Origin of the sequence: [Zimmermannella] faecalis ATCC 13722 (genome assembly GCF_000381765.1) — a bacterium.
Classification (GTDB): Bacteria; Actinomycetota; Actinomycetes; order Actinomycetales; family Microbacteriaceae; genus Gulosibacter; species Gulosibacter faecalis.
The window spans coordinates 26,243-40,350 of the sequence record NZ_KB907084.1; the positions used below are offsets into that span (position 1 = coordinate 26,243).

The 14,108-nt window shown below is 69.6% G+C and carries 12 protein-coding genes and 1 tRNA gene; 5 read left to right on the forward strand and 8 right to left on the reverse strand.

The window, feature by feature from the left end; genetic code table 11:
• Positions 1-12: 12 nt before the first annotated feature.
• From G328_RS0112200 to G328_RS0112215, 4 genes are all read right to left on the reverse strand, one after another.
• Positions 13-957, reverse strand: a complete 945-nt coding sequence (locus tag G328_RS0112200; RefSeq protein ID WP_019619640.1) for a methylenetetrahydrofolate reductase — start codon at positions 955-957, stop codon at positions 13-15.
• A 140-nt stretch (positions 958-1,097) separates the two neighbouring features.
• The gene (locus tag G328_RS0112205) at positions 1,098-2,078 is read right to left on the reverse strand and encodes a ribose-phosphate diphosphokinase (protein WP_019619641.1); all 981 of its coding nucleotides are present in this window, start codon (positions 2,076-2,078) and stop codon (positions 1,098-1,100) included.
• A 45-nt stretch (positions 2,079-2,123) separates the two neighbouring features.
• Positions 2,124-3,575 (reverse strand): bifunctional UDP-N-acetylglucosamine diphosphorylase/glucosamine-1-phosphate N-acetyltransferase GlmU, encoded by a 1,452-nt coding sequence (gene glmU / locus G328_RS0112210; protein WP_019619642.1) that lies wholly within the window; start codon positions 3,573-3,575, stop codon positions 2,124-2,126.
• Between the two features lie 71 nt (positions 3,576-3,646).
• Positions 3,647-3,721 (reverse strand) — tRNA-Gln (locus G328_RS0112215).
• 98 nt (positions 3,722-3,819) lie between these two features.
• Here G328_RS0112215 and G328_RS0112220 point away from each other — a divergent pair.
• On the forward strand, positions 3,820-4,329 hold the full coding sequence (locus G328_RS0112220; RefSeq protein ID WP_019619643.1) for a MarR family winged helix-turn-helix transcriptional regulator: 510 nt from the start codon (positions 3,820-3,822) through the stop codon (positions 4,327-4,329).
• 46 nt (positions 4,330-4,375) lie between these two features.
• Positions 4,376-6,175, forward strand: a complete 1,800-nt coding sequence (locus G328_RS0112225) for an ABC-F family ATP-binding cassette domain-containing protein (protein ID WP_019619644.1) — start codon at positions 4,376-4,378, stop codon at positions 6,173-6,175.
• A 91-nt stretch (positions 6,176-6,266) separates the two neighbouring features.
• On the opposite strand, the gene G328_RS0112230 is transcribed toward G328_RS0112225, so the two are convergent.
• From G328_RS0112230 to G328_RS0112240, 3 genes are all read right to left on the reverse strand, one after another.
• Entirely contained in the window at positions 6,267-7,175 is a 909-nt protein-coding gene (locus tag G328_RS0112230) for a TAXI family TRAP transporter solute-binding subunit (protein ID WP_187325761.1), read from the reverse strand.
• 83 nt (positions 7,176-7,258) lie between these two features.
• Positions 7,259-8,644 (reverse strand): HAMP domain-containing sensor histidine kinase, encoded by a 1,386-nt coding sequence (locus G328_RS15345; RefSeq protein ID WP_019619646.1) that lies wholly within the window; start codon positions 8,642-8,644, stop codon positions 7,259-7,261.
• A gap of 8 nt (positions 8,645-8,652) precedes the next feature.
• Complete coding sequence (locus G328_RS0112240; protein WP_019619647.1) at positions 8,653-9,309, reverse strand: response regulator transcription factor; 657 nt, start codon at positions 9,307-9,309, stop codon at positions 8,653-8,655.
• A 220-nt stretch (positions 9,310-9,529) separates the two neighbouring features.
• On the opposite strand from G328_RS0112240, the gene G328_RS0112245 reads away from it, so the two are divergent.
• Together G328_RS0112245 and G328_RS0112250 are read left to right on the forward strand one after the other, a co-directional pair.
• On the forward strand, positions 9,530-10,882 hold the full coding sequence (locus tag G328_RS0112245; RefSeq protein WP_051082918.1) for an MFS transporter: 1,353 nt from the start codon (positions 9,530-9,532) through the stop codon (positions 10,880-10,882).
• Between the two features lie 132 nt (positions 10,883-11,014).
• The gene (locus tag G328_RS0112250) at positions 11,015-12,688 is read left to right on the forward strand and encodes an FAD-binding dehydrogenase (RefSeq protein WP_019619649.1); all 1,674 of its coding nucleotides are present in this window, start codon (positions 11,015-11,017) and stop codon (positions 12,686-12,688) included.
• An 82-nt stretch (positions 12,689-12,770) separates the two neighbouring features.
• On the opposite strand, the gene G328_RS0112255 is transcribed toward G328_RS0112250, so the two are convergent.
• Entirely contained in the window at positions 12,771-13,127 is a 357-nt protein-coding gene (locus tag G328_RS0112255; protein ID WP_019619650.1) for an iron chaperone, read from the reverse strand.
• 89 nt (positions 13,128-13,216) lie between these two features.
• Here G328_RS0112255 and G328_RS0112260 point away from each other — a divergent pair, with 89 nt between their 5' ends.
• Positions 13,217-14,107, forward strand: a complete 891-nt coding sequence (locus G328_RS0112260; protein WP_019619651.1) for a VOC family protein — start codon at positions 13,217-13,219, stop codon at positions 14,105-14,107.
• Position 14,108 lies beyond the last annotated feature (1 nt).

The window sequence follows — 14,108 nt, forward strand, 5'->3', positions numbered from 1 at the left end:
CTTTCGTCGCGGCTAGGCCGCGGTGGTCGTTCGCTCGGCAGTGGCGAGCGTGGTGCGGTCGACAAGGCCGAGTCGGCTGAGCAGCTCGAGCGGCTCGTCGGTGCGGTTGTGGGTGTAGAGGTGCAAGCCGCGCGCGCCGTGCGCGACGAGGTCGTGGCACATTGCGGTGGCGTGGGCGATTCCGAGCTCGCGGCGGGCTTCGTCGCTGTGACAGGCGTCCAGCGAGCGGTGCAGGCGTTCCGGCACCTCCTCCCCCGCGAGCTGCGACATTCGTACGAGTCGCGGCAGCGAGGTGACGGGCATGATGCCGGGGCGAATCTCCATCGTGACGCCGTGGGCGCGGGCGCCCTCGACGAACGCGAAGTAGTCGTCGGCCTCAAAGAACAGCTGCGTGATCGCGAGCGTCGCGCCCGCGGCCTCCTTCGCGAGCAGGGCGTCAAAATCCTGCTCGAGCGAGCGCGACTGGGGGTGGCCATTCGGATACGCGGCGACAGCGGTGATACCGGCGGGCGGCGTACGCACGTGCCAGCGCCCCGCGATCGGCCCGAGCTCACGCGGCAGGTGCTGCTGCCGCACCCCGTCGATGAGCTGCGCGAGCTCGGCGCCGCTGCGCAGGTCGCTCAGGAACTCATCGTGCTCCGTAAGCCCGGCGGGCGGGTCGCCCCGCAGCGCGAGAAAGTCGGTGATGCCCTCGTCGAGGAACTCGGTGATGATCTCGGCGGCCTGCGCGAACGACGAGCCGACGCAGGTGAGGTGCGCCAGCGGACGCGCCGTCGTTTCGTCGCGGATGAGGGCGAGCACGTCAAGCGACGCGCCGCGCGACGAGCCGCCCGCGCCGAACGTCACCGAGATGAAGTCGGGATGCACCCGGCCGAGGGCGCGCGCGATCTCAGGCATTCGCGCCGCGACCTTGGGGGTGCGCGGCGGGAACAGCTCGAACGAGAACGGAACCGACATGCACACCAAAGTAGGGGTTTCTCCCAACCTGAGTCGGGTTATGACTTCGTGTGACGACGCGCGTCGGTCGCTCCACAGCAAAACGGCGGCGCGACCCGGGTGGGTCGCGCCGCCGTTTTGTGAGCGGTCTCGGTGGCCAGCTAGGCCGCGCCGTCGAACATCGACGTCACGGAGCCGTCCTCGAACACCTCGTGAATCGCGCGCGCGAGCAGCGGCGCGATCGGCAGCACCGTGAGGGTCGGGAATCGCTTCGCGTCGGGCAGCGGCAGCGTGTCGGTGACGACGACCTCGTCGATCGCAGGGTCCTGCAGGCGCTCGACGGCGGGGCCCGAGAACACGGCGTGCGTCGCCGCGACGACGACGCGCTCGGCACCGTGCGCCTTGAGCGCATCCGCCGCCTTCTGAATCGTGCCGCCGGTGTCGATGAGGTCGTCGACCATGAGGCAGACGCGGCCCTTCACGTCACCGACGATGTCGTGCACCGTCACCTCGTTCGCGACCTTCGGGTCGCGGCGCTTGTGGATGATCGCGAGCGGCGAGCCGAGCTCGTCGGCCCAGCGGTCGGCAACCCGCACGCGGCCCATGTCGGGCGAGACCACCGTGAGGTTGTCGACGTCGCCGAGCTTCTCTTTGAAGTAATTCATGAGCACCGGCATCGCGAACAGGTGGTCGACGGGGCCGTCGAAGAAGCCCTGAATCTGCGAGGCGTGAAGGTCGACCGACATGATGCGGTCGGCGCCGGCGGTCTTGAAGAGGTCGGCGATGAGTCGGGCTGAGATGGGCTCGCGCCCGCGGCCCTTCTTGTCTTGTCGCGAGTACGGGTAGTACGGCACGACCACGGTGATGCGCTTCGCTGACGCCCGCTTGAGCGCGTCGACCATGATCAGCTGTTCCATGATCCACTCGTTGATCGGCTCGCCGTGCGACTGCACGACGAACGCGTCGGCGCCGCGCACCGATTCGCCGTAGCGGGCGTAGATCTCGCCGTTCGCGAACGTGCGCGCCTCAGTCTCGAGCAGTTCGGTGCCCAGTTCTTCGGCGACCTGCGCTGCGAGCTGCGGGTGCGCTCGCCCCGAAATGAGGACTAGTCGCTTTTCACCAGGGTTGACAATGCCGGACACCTACTACCGCCTTTTCTCGTTGTCGGGCACGAATGCCCACCAAGACTACTCGGATTCGGTGGGCACCTCTGACGCGGTACCGGCCGCCGCCGCGGCATCGGCCGCGGGCGTACCCGGACGGTGCTTCGCGACCCAGCCCTCGACGTTGCGCTGTGGCGCGACATTGAGCGCGAGTGCCCCGGCGGGCACATCCTTTCGGATGCTCGTGCCAGCGCCCGAGTACGCGCCGTCGCCGATCGTGATGGGGGCAATGAGCACGTTGTCAGACCCGATCTTCACGTCGCGACCGACGACCGTGCGGTGCTTCTTGACGCCGTCGTAGTTCGCGGTGATCGTGCCAGCGCCGAGGTTCGTGCCGTCGCCGATCTCGGCGTCACCGACGTACGAGAGGTGCGGCACCTTCGCGCCGTCGCCGAGCGTCGAGTTCTTGGTCTCGACGAACGTGCCCACCTTCGCCCCCGCACCGATGACGGTGTTCGGGCGCAGATAGCTCCAGGGGCCGACCGTCGCGCCCGCGCCGATGACCGCGAGCGTCGCATCCGTGCGCTTCACTACCGCGCCCGCGCCGACCTCGGTGTCGACGAGCGTCGTGTCGGGGCCGATCACGGCGTCCTCGCCAATCGAGGTGGCGCCGCGCAGCTGCGTTCCCGGCTGAATCTCGACGTCGGCGGCAATCGTCACATCGGCCTCGATGGTCGTCGTGTCGGGGTCGACGATCGTGACGCCCTCGCGCATCCAATATTCAAGGATGCGACGGTTGTACTCGCGCGCCGTGTTGCCGAGCTGCGCGCGGTCGTTAATGCCCTGCACGAGCCACGGGTCGGTCACCGCGACGGCGGCGATGCGGCCGCCGTCCTGCTTGATGAGCGCGGCCGCGTCGGTGAGGTACTTCTCACCCTGCTTGTTGTCGGTGCCGATGCGCGACATCGCGTCGCGCGCGGCCGCGGCGCGGAACACGTAGACGCCCGCGTTGATCTCGGTGATCTCGCGCTGGCGCTCGGTCGCATCCTTGTGCTCGACGATCGAGTCGAACTGGCCGTCGGCGTCGCGGACGACGCGGCCGAAGCCGGCCGGGTCCTGATAGATCGCACTGAGGAGCGTGAGTTCGTCGTGGTCGAGGCGGTGCGCCTCGATGAGCCGGCGCACCGTGGGCGCGTCGAGCAGCGGTACGTCGCCCGAGAGTACGACGATGTCGCCGTCGAAGTCGTCGGGCAGCACGGCCATGCCGGCTTCGAGGGCGCGGCCGGTGCCGGGAATGTCGTCCTGGTCGGCAATGAGCGTCTCGGGCGAGAGCGCGCCAATCGCCTCGACGACGCGGTCGCGCTGGTGCCGCACGACCGCGACCGTGTGCGTCGGCTGAAGCTGCGCCGCCGTGCGCAGCACGTGCCCAATCAGCGGCAGCCCGCCGAGCGGGTGGAGCACCTTCGGCGTCTTCGACTTCATACGGGTGCCGGCGCCCGCGGCAAGAATGACAACGGCCAGGTTCTGTGCGGTCATGCGATTCCCCATTCCTCGACTCTGTGACGCGCCCGATCAGAGCCCGCCGCGGCGACCCAAGCTGGGCGCCCTGGCTCCTCCCCCAGGATTCGAACCTGGACCTAACGGCTCCAAAGGCCGTCGTGCTGCCGTTACACCAAGGAGGAAGGTGCGGCCCTAGTCTGCCACGTCCGTCGCACGACCGTGACTCAACAAGTCACGCGCGCTCCGGGAAATTTCGCGGGCCTCAGCGATACTAGAGGGTATGCATCCTCACGAAACCGACGCCGTCGACACAATCGTCGACGAGTGGACTCGCGCTCGTCCGGATCTCGACTTCTCGCCGCTGTCGGTTTTTTCGCGCGTCAAGCGCATCTCGCGGCAGCTCGAGGTCGTGCGCAAGCGCGCGTTCGCCGAGGTCGGCCTCGAGCTCTCGGAGTTCGACGTGCTTTCGGCGCTGCGGCGCTCCGGCGAGCCCTACGCACTCACGCCCAAGCAGCTGCTCGCGAGCAACCTCGTCTCGAGCGGCACCATGACCTACCGCATCGATCGCCTCGTCGAGTCGGGCCTCGTTGTGCGCGAAGACGACCCCGCCGACGGCCGCAGCGTGCTCGTGCGCATGACCCCAGAGGGGCGCCAGCGCGTCGACGCCGCGATCAAGGGCTTGCTCGAGCGCGAGGTCGTGCTCCTCGCCGACGTCACCGACGAGGAGTTCCGCGTGCTCGAGCGCGGCCTGCGCGAGCTCTCGCTCGCGATGACCGACGACGCGAACTGACGCGCGACGGCGCGGGCGGGCCCGCCGCTTCGATAGGCTGGGCGAAATGGCGACACCACTGCTCGGGGCCGAAGCCCTCCACCTCGAATATCCCACTCGAATCGTGTTCGACGCCGTCAGCGTCGGCATCGAAGAGGGCGACCGCATCGGCATCGTCGGCCGCAACGGCGATGGCAAGTCGAGCCTGCTCGGCATGCTCGCCGGCACCGTCGAATACCAGTCGGGCCGCGTCACGCGCCGCGGCGACGTGCGCTTCGGCGTGCTCACGCAGCGCGACAGCTTCGACGACGACGCGACCGTGCATCACTCGATCGTCGGCGACCTTGCCGAGCACGAGTGGGCGGGCGATGCGCGCATCCGCGACATCATCGGCGGCCTCGTCGCTGACCTGACGTGGGAGGCCCGCGTCGGTGACCTCTCGGGCGGCCAGCGCCGCCGCGTCGCCCTCGCCGCCCTGCTCATCGGCGACTGGGATCTGCTCGCGCTCGACGAGCCGACGAACCACCTCGACGTCGAGGGCATCGCGTGGCTCGCGGGGCACCTGAAGACGCGCTGGCCGAAGAACTCGGGCGGCCTCATCGTCATCACGCACGACCGGTGGTTCCTCGACGAGGTGTGCACCGAAACGTGGGAGGTGCACGACGGCATCGTCGAGCCCTTCGAGGGCGGATACGCGGCGTACGTGCTCCAGCGCGTCGAGCGCGACCGCATCAACGCCGCGACCGAGCAGAAGCGGCAGAACCTCATGCGCAAGGAGCTCGCGTGGCTTCGCCGCGGCGCACCTGCCCGCACGTCGAAGCCGAAGTTTCGCATCGACGCCGCGAACGAGCTCATCGCCGACGTGCCGCCCGTGCGCAACCCGATCGAGCTGCAGCAGCTCGCCGTCGCGCGCCTCGGCAAGGACGTTATCGACGTCGAGGGCGCGGGCGTGGCCTTCGGCGACCGCGAGGTGCTCCGCGACGTCACCTGGCGCATCGGCCCCGGCGAGCGCACCGGAATCTTGGGCGCGAACGGCGCCGGCAAGTCGACGCTGCTCGGGCTCATCGCCGGCACGATCGAGCCGACGTCGGGCCGAGTAAAGCGCGGCAAGACCGTGAAGTTCGGGTTCCTCGATCAGCAGTTCTCGCAGCTCGCCGAGATCGGCGGAGACCGCGTGCGCGAGGTGCTCGCGCGCACGAAGACGACGTTCCAGGTCGACGGGAAAGACCTCACCCCCGCGCAGCTGCTCGAGCGGCTCGGGTTCGCGCGCGAGCACCTCTCGGCCCGCGTCGAAGAGCTCTCGGGCGGGCAGAAGCGGCGCCTGCAGTTCTTGCTCTTGCTGCTGAGCGAGCCGAACGTCATCGCCCTCGACGAGCCGACGAACGACGTCGACTCCGACATGCTCGCGGCGATGGAAGACCTCCTCGACTCGTGGCCCGGCACCCTGCTCGTCATCTCGCACGACCGCTACCTGCTTGAGCGCATCACCGACCAGCAGTACGCGATCCTCGACGGTCGGCTGCGGCACGTGCCCGGTGGCGTTGACGAGTACCTGCGCCTGCGCCGCGAACAGGCGAGCCAGCCCGCGGCGCCGGGTGGCGCATCCGCCCCCGCCTCGAGCGCGGCCGACGCTGGGCCCTCGCTCTCGGGTGCCGACCGCCGCGCGGCCGAGAAGGAGGTCGCGTCGATCGAGCGCCGGCTCGAGAAGCTCGGCGGCGAGGTGGCGCGCACCCACGAGCGCATGGCCGAGCACGACCAGAGCGACTACGAGGGCCTGCAGCGCCTCGGCGACGAGTTGCGCGCCCTCGAGTCCGAGACCGCCGAGCTCGAAGACCGCTGGCTGACCCTCTCCGACCTCCTCACCTAGCCCCGCTCTTTTCCCCCCAGTTGAGTGGTCAATTGTTGCTGTTTTGAGCGCTCGAAACAGCAACAATCGACCACCGAACTGGGAAAAACAGCTAGCCGTAGCGGGTGCGGTAGCGGGCCGCGGCGGCCGGATGCAGGGGTACGGGTGACGTGTCGATCAGGTTCGCCGCCGTGAGGTACTGCACGCCAACCGAGCCCGCCGGCACGAGCGTCTCGGCCTCTTCGATGAGCACGTCAACGAGCGACGCGGCCGCGTCGTCGGGCAGGTCGCGGCTCGCGAGCAAGAAGTTCGGTGTGCCCACCGTCGGCACGTCATCGACGCCGCCGTACGCGCCGCGCGGCAGCGCCGTCGAAAGATAGGTATCGGGATACGCGGAATCGAGCGCGGGCAGCACGTCGGCGAGCGCGACGAAGCGAATCGCGACTCGCTCCCGCAGCGACGCGATCGCCGGGGCCGGGATGCCGCTCGACCAGAACAGCGCGTCGATCTCGCCCGCCTCAAGCGCGGCCGTCGCGTCGACGATGCTGAGCTCGGAGGTGATGGCCGCGCCCTCCCCCGTCGCGAGGCCGGCCGCTTCAAGCACCCGCCGCGCCGTAATCGCGGCGCCCGAGCCGGGCGCACCCACCGACACGCGGTGGCCCGCGAGGTCGGCGAGCACGCGCATCCCGCTGTCGGCAAGTACGGCGCACTGCAGATAGTTCTGATACACCCGGCCGATCGCGACGGGCGCGGGCGCTGACGGGTCGAGCGCGTCGGCGAGCGAGATCGCGAGCTGCGCCTCGCCCCGCGCAAGCAGGCCGAGGTTGTCGACGCTGCCGAGCGTCGTGCGCAGGTCGAGTTCGAAGGCACCGCGTCGCTGCAGCGCCGCCCGCAATAGCTCGCCGAACTCGACGTAGGTGCCGCCCGGCTCGCCGCTCGCCATCGTGAACCGCGCACCGCTCGCCCCGAGCCCGCAGCCCGCGAGCGCGAACGCCGCGCCCGACGCCGCGAGCGCGCCCACGCCGCGAAGGAATCCCCGGCGCGTCAGCCCGGCACTCGCCAGTCGCGTGCCCGCCAGTCGCGCGCCCGCCAGTCGCGTGCCCGTCACGACGCCCCCAACCACACGCGCACCCGCAGCCCGCCCTCCTCGGCGCGATCGACCGTGAGGTCGCCGCCGTTCGCGAGCGCGAGCTGCCGAGCAATTGCGAGCCCGAGACCGGTGCCGGGCAGCCCGGTGTGCTCGGTCGAACGCCAGAATCGGTCGCCGACATGGTCGAGCTCGTCGTCGCTGAGCCCAGGACCGTTGTCGCTCACCTCGAGCACCGACCGCCCCTCACGCTCGGCGAGGCGCACGGTCACGACGGCGTCGTCGCCCGCGTACTTCGCCGCGTTCTCGAGCAGAATCTCGACGATCTCGACGAGATCCGCCCGGCCAAACTCCGTGCGCACCAGCTCGGCGCCCTCGGTGCGCACGTCGAGGGCGGGAAGGTGGGCCGAGTCGAGCACGTCGGCGATCGAGAGCGTGCCGCCGAGGTCGATCGCCGCCGTGCGCATGCTGAACGACTTACCGCTCGTGATCGCCGTCACGCGGTGCTCCGCGTTCGCGAGCACGAGCATCCGATCGACGATGTGCTCGAGCCGGTCGAGGTCGCCGTCGACCGCCGTGAGCGCGTCGACAAGCTCATCGTCAGGAATCGTCTCGCCGCGCGGCAGCGCATCGATGCGCAGGCGAATCGCCGCGAGCGGGTTGCGCAACTGGAGTGACGCCTCGGCGACGAACCCGCGCTGCTGCTCGAGCGCATCCTCGACACCCTGCGCCATCCTCGCGAAGGAGGCCGCGAGTCGGCGCAGTTCGGGCGGGCCGGATGGGTCGGGCGCGGCGGGCGGGCGGCGTTCGGCAAGCGCGCGAGTCGCGGCGTCGAGCGCGTCGACCGGGCGGAGCACCCAGCCGGTCCAGCGCCACAGTGCGAAGAGCATGCCGGCGAGCAGCAGGAGCCCCGCGACCGTGATGAGGCACCAGGACCGCACGACATCAGCGCGGGCAGCCGTGAGGTCGACCTCGAGCACGACGGCACCCGCCGTCACACCGGGCAGGCCCTCGAACGGGGCGGCGACGAGCGCGTGGTCGGGGCTCCAGGGGCGCACGGTCTCGATGCTGAGCTGCGGCACCGCCCGGCCCGCCGAGAGCGCGAGTGCCTCGACGTCGGGCGCGGTGACGTCGATCGTGCCGGCCGCCGCGACGACATCGCCGTGCCCGTCGATCACGGCAACCGACTCGCCGTTCGTCGCGAGGAACCGGTCGAGGTAGCTCTGGAGTGCGTCCGCGCGGTCTCCCGTCACCGCGACCTCGGCGCGACTCACGATCTCGCCCATCGCGGTCACGCGCTGCAACTGCAGCTGCTGCGTGCGTGACACCGCGATGCCGTGCCCGATCGAGACGAGAATGACGCACACGGCGAGGAGCCCGAGCAACAGAGAGGGGATGAGCACCCGGCGTCTCATGGGCCGGGCTCGAATCGGTACCCGAAGCCGCGAATTGTCGTGATCGTGCCCTCGGGCAGCTTCTGCCGCAGCTGGGCGAGGTGCACGTCGATCGCCCGCGAGGTCGACGGATATTCGGCGCCCCACACGGCCTCGACCAGCTGCGGCCGGCTCAGCGCCTCCCCCGCGCGGCTCACGAGCGTGCTGAGCAGCGAGAACTCCGTCGGCGTGAGCGCAATCGCCGCGCCGTCGCAGGTTGCCCGGCGCGCCGCGAGGTCGAGCCGCACGCGACCGGCCTCGAGCACCCTCGGCTCGTCACGAACCCCGGCCCGGCGCGAAACCGCCTCGATCCGCGCGAGGAGCTCGTGCATCCGCACCGGCTTGATGAGGTAGTCGTCGGCGCCGAGCCGGAGCGCGACGACCGTCGAGCGCTCGTCGCCGCGCGCCGTGACGACGATGACCGGCAGGTCGCTCCGCTCACGCAGCTGCCCGAGCGCGCTGAGCCCATCCATGTCTTCGAGGCCAAGGTCGAGCAACACGACCTCATGGTTCGTGTGCTCTGCCAGGAGTCCGGCGCCCGTCGCGACGCGAGTGCACGTGTGGCCGGCTCGGGTGAGCACGCTCGTGAGCGCCGCGGCCACCGAGGCATCATCTTCGACGACGAGCACACGCATGCCGACATTCTATGCGCCAGCGCGAGCGGCCCGTGCGGATGCGGCGGTCGGTACCGGCCGCATCCGCGGTTCGACGCGTCACGGCTTCGTAAAGGCCGTGTAAGGATTCCGCGCGGCCGCGGGCAACGCCGGGATACCTTGACCTGGCGCCAGCGACGTCGATGTGGTCGTTGCCGTGCGCCGCCCGCCCACCCGCACGATCTCGCACGATTGGAATCGCATGTCGACGACAACTGCCCCCGTTTCGCTGAGACGATCCGTCTCGAACACGCTCAAGGGCTCCACCGGCAACCTCGTCGAGTGGTACGACGTTTACGTCTACTCGGTGTTCGCCACCTACTTCGAGTCGCAGTTCTTCGACCCCGAAGACCAGAACTCGACGATCTACGTGTGGGCGATCTTCGCCGTCACGTTCCTCATGCGCCCGCTCGGCTCGTGGTTCTTTGGACGCTTCGCCGACCGGCACGGCCGCAAGCTCGCGCTCACGATCTCGGTGAGCGTCATGGCGCTGTGCTCGTTCGTCGTCGCCGTGACGCCGACCGCCGAGACAATCGGCATGGGCGCCGCCGTCATTCTCGTGCTCTGCCGACTGCTGCAGGGCTTCGCGACCGGCGGCGAGTACGGCACGAGCGCGACCTACATGTCGGAGGCCGCGGTGCCCGGCCGCCGTGGGTTCCTGTCGTCGTTCCACTACGTCACGCTCGTCGGCGGCCACGTGCTCGCGCAGACGACGCTGCTCATCATGGTGCTCACGATGCCGACCGAGGCGATCACCGCCTGGGGCTGGCGCGTCGCGTTCGGCATCGGTGGCGTTGCCGCGCTCGTCGTGTTCTGGCTGCGCCGCACGATGGACGAGACCCTCGAGACCACGACCGTCAACCAGGTCGAGCGCTCGGCGGCAAAGTCGCAGGGTTCGATGCGCGAGCTGCTCGTGAACCAGTGGCGCCCGCTGCTGCTCTGCTTCCTCGTCACGATGGGCGGCACGATCGCGTTCTACGTCTACTCGGTGACCGGCCCGAGCATCGTGAAGGCGGCGTTCGCGGGCGACGACGTCGTGACCGGCACGGTGATCAACCTCATCGCGCTCACGATCCTCATGCTCCTGCAGCCGCTCGGTGGCTGGCTCTCCGACATCGTCGGCCGCAAGACGCTCCTCGTGTTCTTCGGCATCGGCGGCGTGCTCTACACCTGGTTCCTGCTCACCTGGCTGCCGCAGCAGACGAGCGCGGTCGCGTCGTTCGCGATTCTCGTCGGCGGGTTCGTGATCCTCACGGGCTACACCTCGATCAACGCGGTCGTGAAGGCCGAGCTGTTCCCCTCGCACATCCGTGCCCTCGGCGTCGGCTTCGGCTACGCGCTCGGCAACTCGGTGTTCGGTGGCACGGCGCCGGTGCTCTACCAGGCGGCGAAGGGCGGCGACCAGGTGCCCGGCTTCATCGTGTACGTCACGATCGTCATCGCGGCGTCGCTCGTCGTCTACGTGTTCTGCCTGCGCAACCACGGCCGCACGTGGCTCGACCACGAGCAGGAGCTCCACGCCGAGCGCGAACTCGCGGCGAGCAACTCCCGCTAGCCCGCGTATCCGGGCCCTCCCCCACCCCAGTTGAGTGGTCGAATGTTGCTGTTCTGAAGCTTCAGAACAGCAACATTCGACCACTCAACTGTTGGGTAGGGTGGGCGGAGCAGGCAGACAAGGGGGTCTGAGATGGATGCGCGCACGCACGACACGAATCGGGCCGACGCGATCGTTGTCGGGGCGGGACTCGCCGGACTCGTCGCCGCGAGCGAGCTGCTCGACGCGGGCCGACGCGTCATCATCGTCGAACAGGAGCCTGAGGCCTCGTTCGGCGGACAAGCCTGGTGGTCGTTCGGCGGCCTCTTTCTCGTCGACTCCCCCGAGCAGCGTCGCCTCGGAGTGCGCGACAGCCTCGACCTCGCACGGCAGGACTGGTTCGGGTCTGCCGGCTTCGACCGCGACGAGGATGCGTGGCCCAGGCGGTGGGCCGAGGCCTACCTCGAGTTCGCGGCCGGTGAGAAGCGCCACTGGCTGCGCGGCAAGGGCGTGAAGTTCTTCCCCGTCGTCGGCTGGGCCGAGCGCGGTGGTGACCGCGCGACGAGCCACGGCAACTCGGTGCCCCGGTTTCACATCACGTGGGGCACCGGCCCCGGCGTGCTCGAACCCTTCGTTCGGCGCGTCCGCGAGGGCGTCGCCGAGGGTCGGGCGCGACTCGCGTTCCGCCACCGGGTCGACCGCCTCGAGGTCGAGGGCGGCACCGTCGTCGGGGTGAGCGGCGCGACGCTCGCCCCAGATTCGGCCGCAAGGGGCGAACCCTCAAACCGCAACGTGACGGACGACTTCGAGTTTCGCGCCGACGCCGTGCTCGTCGCCTCGGGCGGCATCGGCGGCAACCACGACCTCGTGCGCGAACAGTGGCCGATCCGCCTCGGCACGCCGCCCGATCACCTGTTGTCGGGCGTGCCCGCGCACGTCGACGGCCGCATGCTCGGCATCGCCCGCGACGCCGGCGGCCGCCTCATCAACGGCGACCGCATGTGGCACTACGTCGAGGGCATCAAGAACCACAGCCCCGTGTGGGCGAGCCACGGCATCCGCATCCTGCCCGGCCCGTCGTCGCTCTGGCTCGACGCCCGCGGGCACAGGCTCCCGACGCCGCTCTTCCCCGGCTTCGACACCCTCGCCACGCTCGAGCACCTCGTCGCGACGGGGCACGACCACAGCTGGTTCGTGTTGAATCAGCGCATCCTCGAGAAAGAATTCGCGCTGTCGGGCAGCGAGCAGAATCCCGACCTCACGGGCCGCGACCTGAAGCTGCTCGCGAGCAGCCGGCTCGGCAAGGGCGCTCCTGGGCCGGTCGAGGCGTTCAAGGAGCGCGGCGCAGACTTTCTCGTCGCGAACACGCTGCCGGAGCTGCTCGCGAAGATGCGCCAGCGCTCGCCCGACCTGCTCGACGTCGACCGCGTTCGGCACGAGGTCGAGGCCCGCGATCGAGAGCTCGAGAACCCCTTTGGCAAGGATGCGCAGCTCGCGGCGATTCGGCAGGCACGGCGGTATCGGGGCGATCGACTCATTCGGGTCGCGCCACTCGGCCCGCTCACCGACCCGAAGGCGGGCCCGCTGATCGCCGTGCAGTTACACATCCTGACGCGCAAGTCGCTCGGCGGGCTCGAGACCGATTTGCGCGGCCGAGTGCTTGGCGACGCGGGCGAGCCGGTGCCGGGGCTGTACGCCGCGGGTGAGGCGAGCGGGTTCGGCGGCGGCGGGATGCACGGCTATCGATCGCTCGAGGGCACTTTCCTCGGTGGCTGCCTCTTTTCGGGCCGCACCGCGGGTCGAGCCATCGCCGCCGCCCTCAGTTGAGTGGTCGATTGTTGCATCCACCGGTTGACACCGCCAGCTTCAAAACAGCAAAAATCGACCACTCAACTGGGATGGGGAAGGGCTATTGCGGGGCGAGGCGGGCCGCGATAAGGCGGCGGCAGAGGTCTTCCGGGATTTCCCGGTCGTAGGGCAACTTGAGGAAGCCCGCGCCCGAGTCATAGCCCGCCGCGGTCACCTCATCGCGCATCGGCGTGAAGAAGTCCGGCGTGAAGCGCAGCGAGCAGTGCTTGCCGAACGCCTGCAGCATCCACATGTTCTCGCCATCGCGGATGTACGCGGGCGTGTTCCAGCGCAGCTCCTCGGCCACCTCGGGCGCGAAGCTCAGGCTGATTCGCCGCAGCTCCTCGAGGTGCGCCCGCTGGTGCGATTCGAGGCGCGCGAAGAAGTCGTCGGGGTCGGTGCGTTTCGGTGCCGGCATGGGGCGATCCTACGCCGCGCGGCGCCGTCTCCGGATGCCACCCACGCGACCCCATTGACAATTTTAGTTGTAGCTGCAACTATTACTGCATGGCCACCCTGCAGCACGCCTCCACCACCCCCTCCGGCAAGCTCGCCGCCGACACCACGATGGGCGCCGTCACGCTCCGCGTCGCCGACCTCGACGCAATGATTCGCTTCTACACCGACGGCGTCACCCTCGAACTGCTCACCCAAGAGGGCGGCGTCGCCACCCTCGGCCGCGCCGGCCGCCCGCTCGTGATTCTCGAGCACACGCCCGCGCTGAAGCACGCGAGCCCGGGAGAAGCCGGACTCTTCCACACCGCGATCCTGTTCGACACCGAGGCCGAGCTCGCCGCATCCGTCTACTCGACCGCGCAGCGCTTCCCCGGCCTGTTCACCGGCAGCGCCGACCACCTCGTGAGCAAGGCGTTCTACTTCAACGACCCCGAGGGCAACGGCGTCGAGCTGTACTGGGACCGCGACCGCAGCGCCTGGTCATGGACCCACGGCGAGGTCGAGATGGACACCCTGTTCCTCGACCCCAACGCCTACCTGCGCGAGCACCTGACCGAAGAGACGCTCGCCACCCCGACCCGCGGCGCCGCGACCGTCGGCCACATCCACCTCAGCGTCGGCGACCTCGCAAGCGCCCAGGAGTTCTACGTCAACCAGCTCGGCTTCGAGGCGACGAACCACTTCCGCGGCGCGGCGCTCTTCGTGAGCGCGGGCGGCTACCACCACCACATGGCCATGAACATCTGGAATAGCCGCGGCGCCGGCCGTCGCCAGCAGACCCTCGGCCTCGGCGAGGTCGACATTCGCGTTCCGGCGGCCGACGACCTCGGCGAGCTCGGCGAGCGGATGCGCCACTTCAGCGTCAAGGCGGCCGACGACGGTCAGGTGCTCACGTTCGAGGACCCGTGGGCGAACACGGTGCGGGTGAGCGTCGCGGCGTAAC

Excerpts from the sequence above, each read along its gene's own strand:
- G328_RS0112225 (WP_019619644.1), top strand. The coding sequence starts at position 4,376 with ATGGCGACACCACTGCTCGGGGCCGAAGCCCTCCACCTCGAATATCCC.
- G328_RS0112240 (WP_019619647.1), bottom strand. The coding sequence starts at position 9,309 with ATGCGTGTGCTCGTCGTCGAAGATGATGCCTCGGTGGCCGCGGCGCTC.
- G328_RS0112250 (WP_019619649.1), top strand. The coding sequence starts at position 11,015 with ATGGATGCGCGCACGCACGACACGAATCGGGCCGACGCGATCGTTGTC.
- G328_RS0112245 (WP_051082918.1), top strand. The coding sequence starts at position 9,530 with ATGTCGACGACAACTGCCCCCGTTTCGCTGAGACGATCCGTCTCGAAC.
- G328_RS0112260 (WP_019619651.1), top strand. The coding sequence starts at position 13,217 with ATGGCCACCCTGCAGCACGCCTCCACCACCCCCTCCGGCAAGCTCGCC.
- G328_RS0112200 (WP_019619640.1), bottom strand. The coding sequence starts at position 957 with ATGTCGGTTCCGTTCTCGTTCGAGCTGTTCCCGCCGCGCACCCCCAAG.
- G328_RS0112255 (WP_019619650.1), bottom strand. The coding sequence starts at position 13,127 with ATGCCGGCACCGAAACGCACCGACCCCGACGACTTCTTCGCGCGCCTC.
- glmU (WP_019619642.1), bottom strand. The coding sequence starts at position 3,575 with ATGACCGCACAGAACCTGGCCGTTGTCATTCTTGCCGCGGGCGCCGGC.
- G328_RS0112220 (WP_019619643.1), top strand. The coding sequence starts at position 3,820 with ATGCATCCTCACGAAACCGACGCCGTCGACACAATCGTCGACGAGTGG.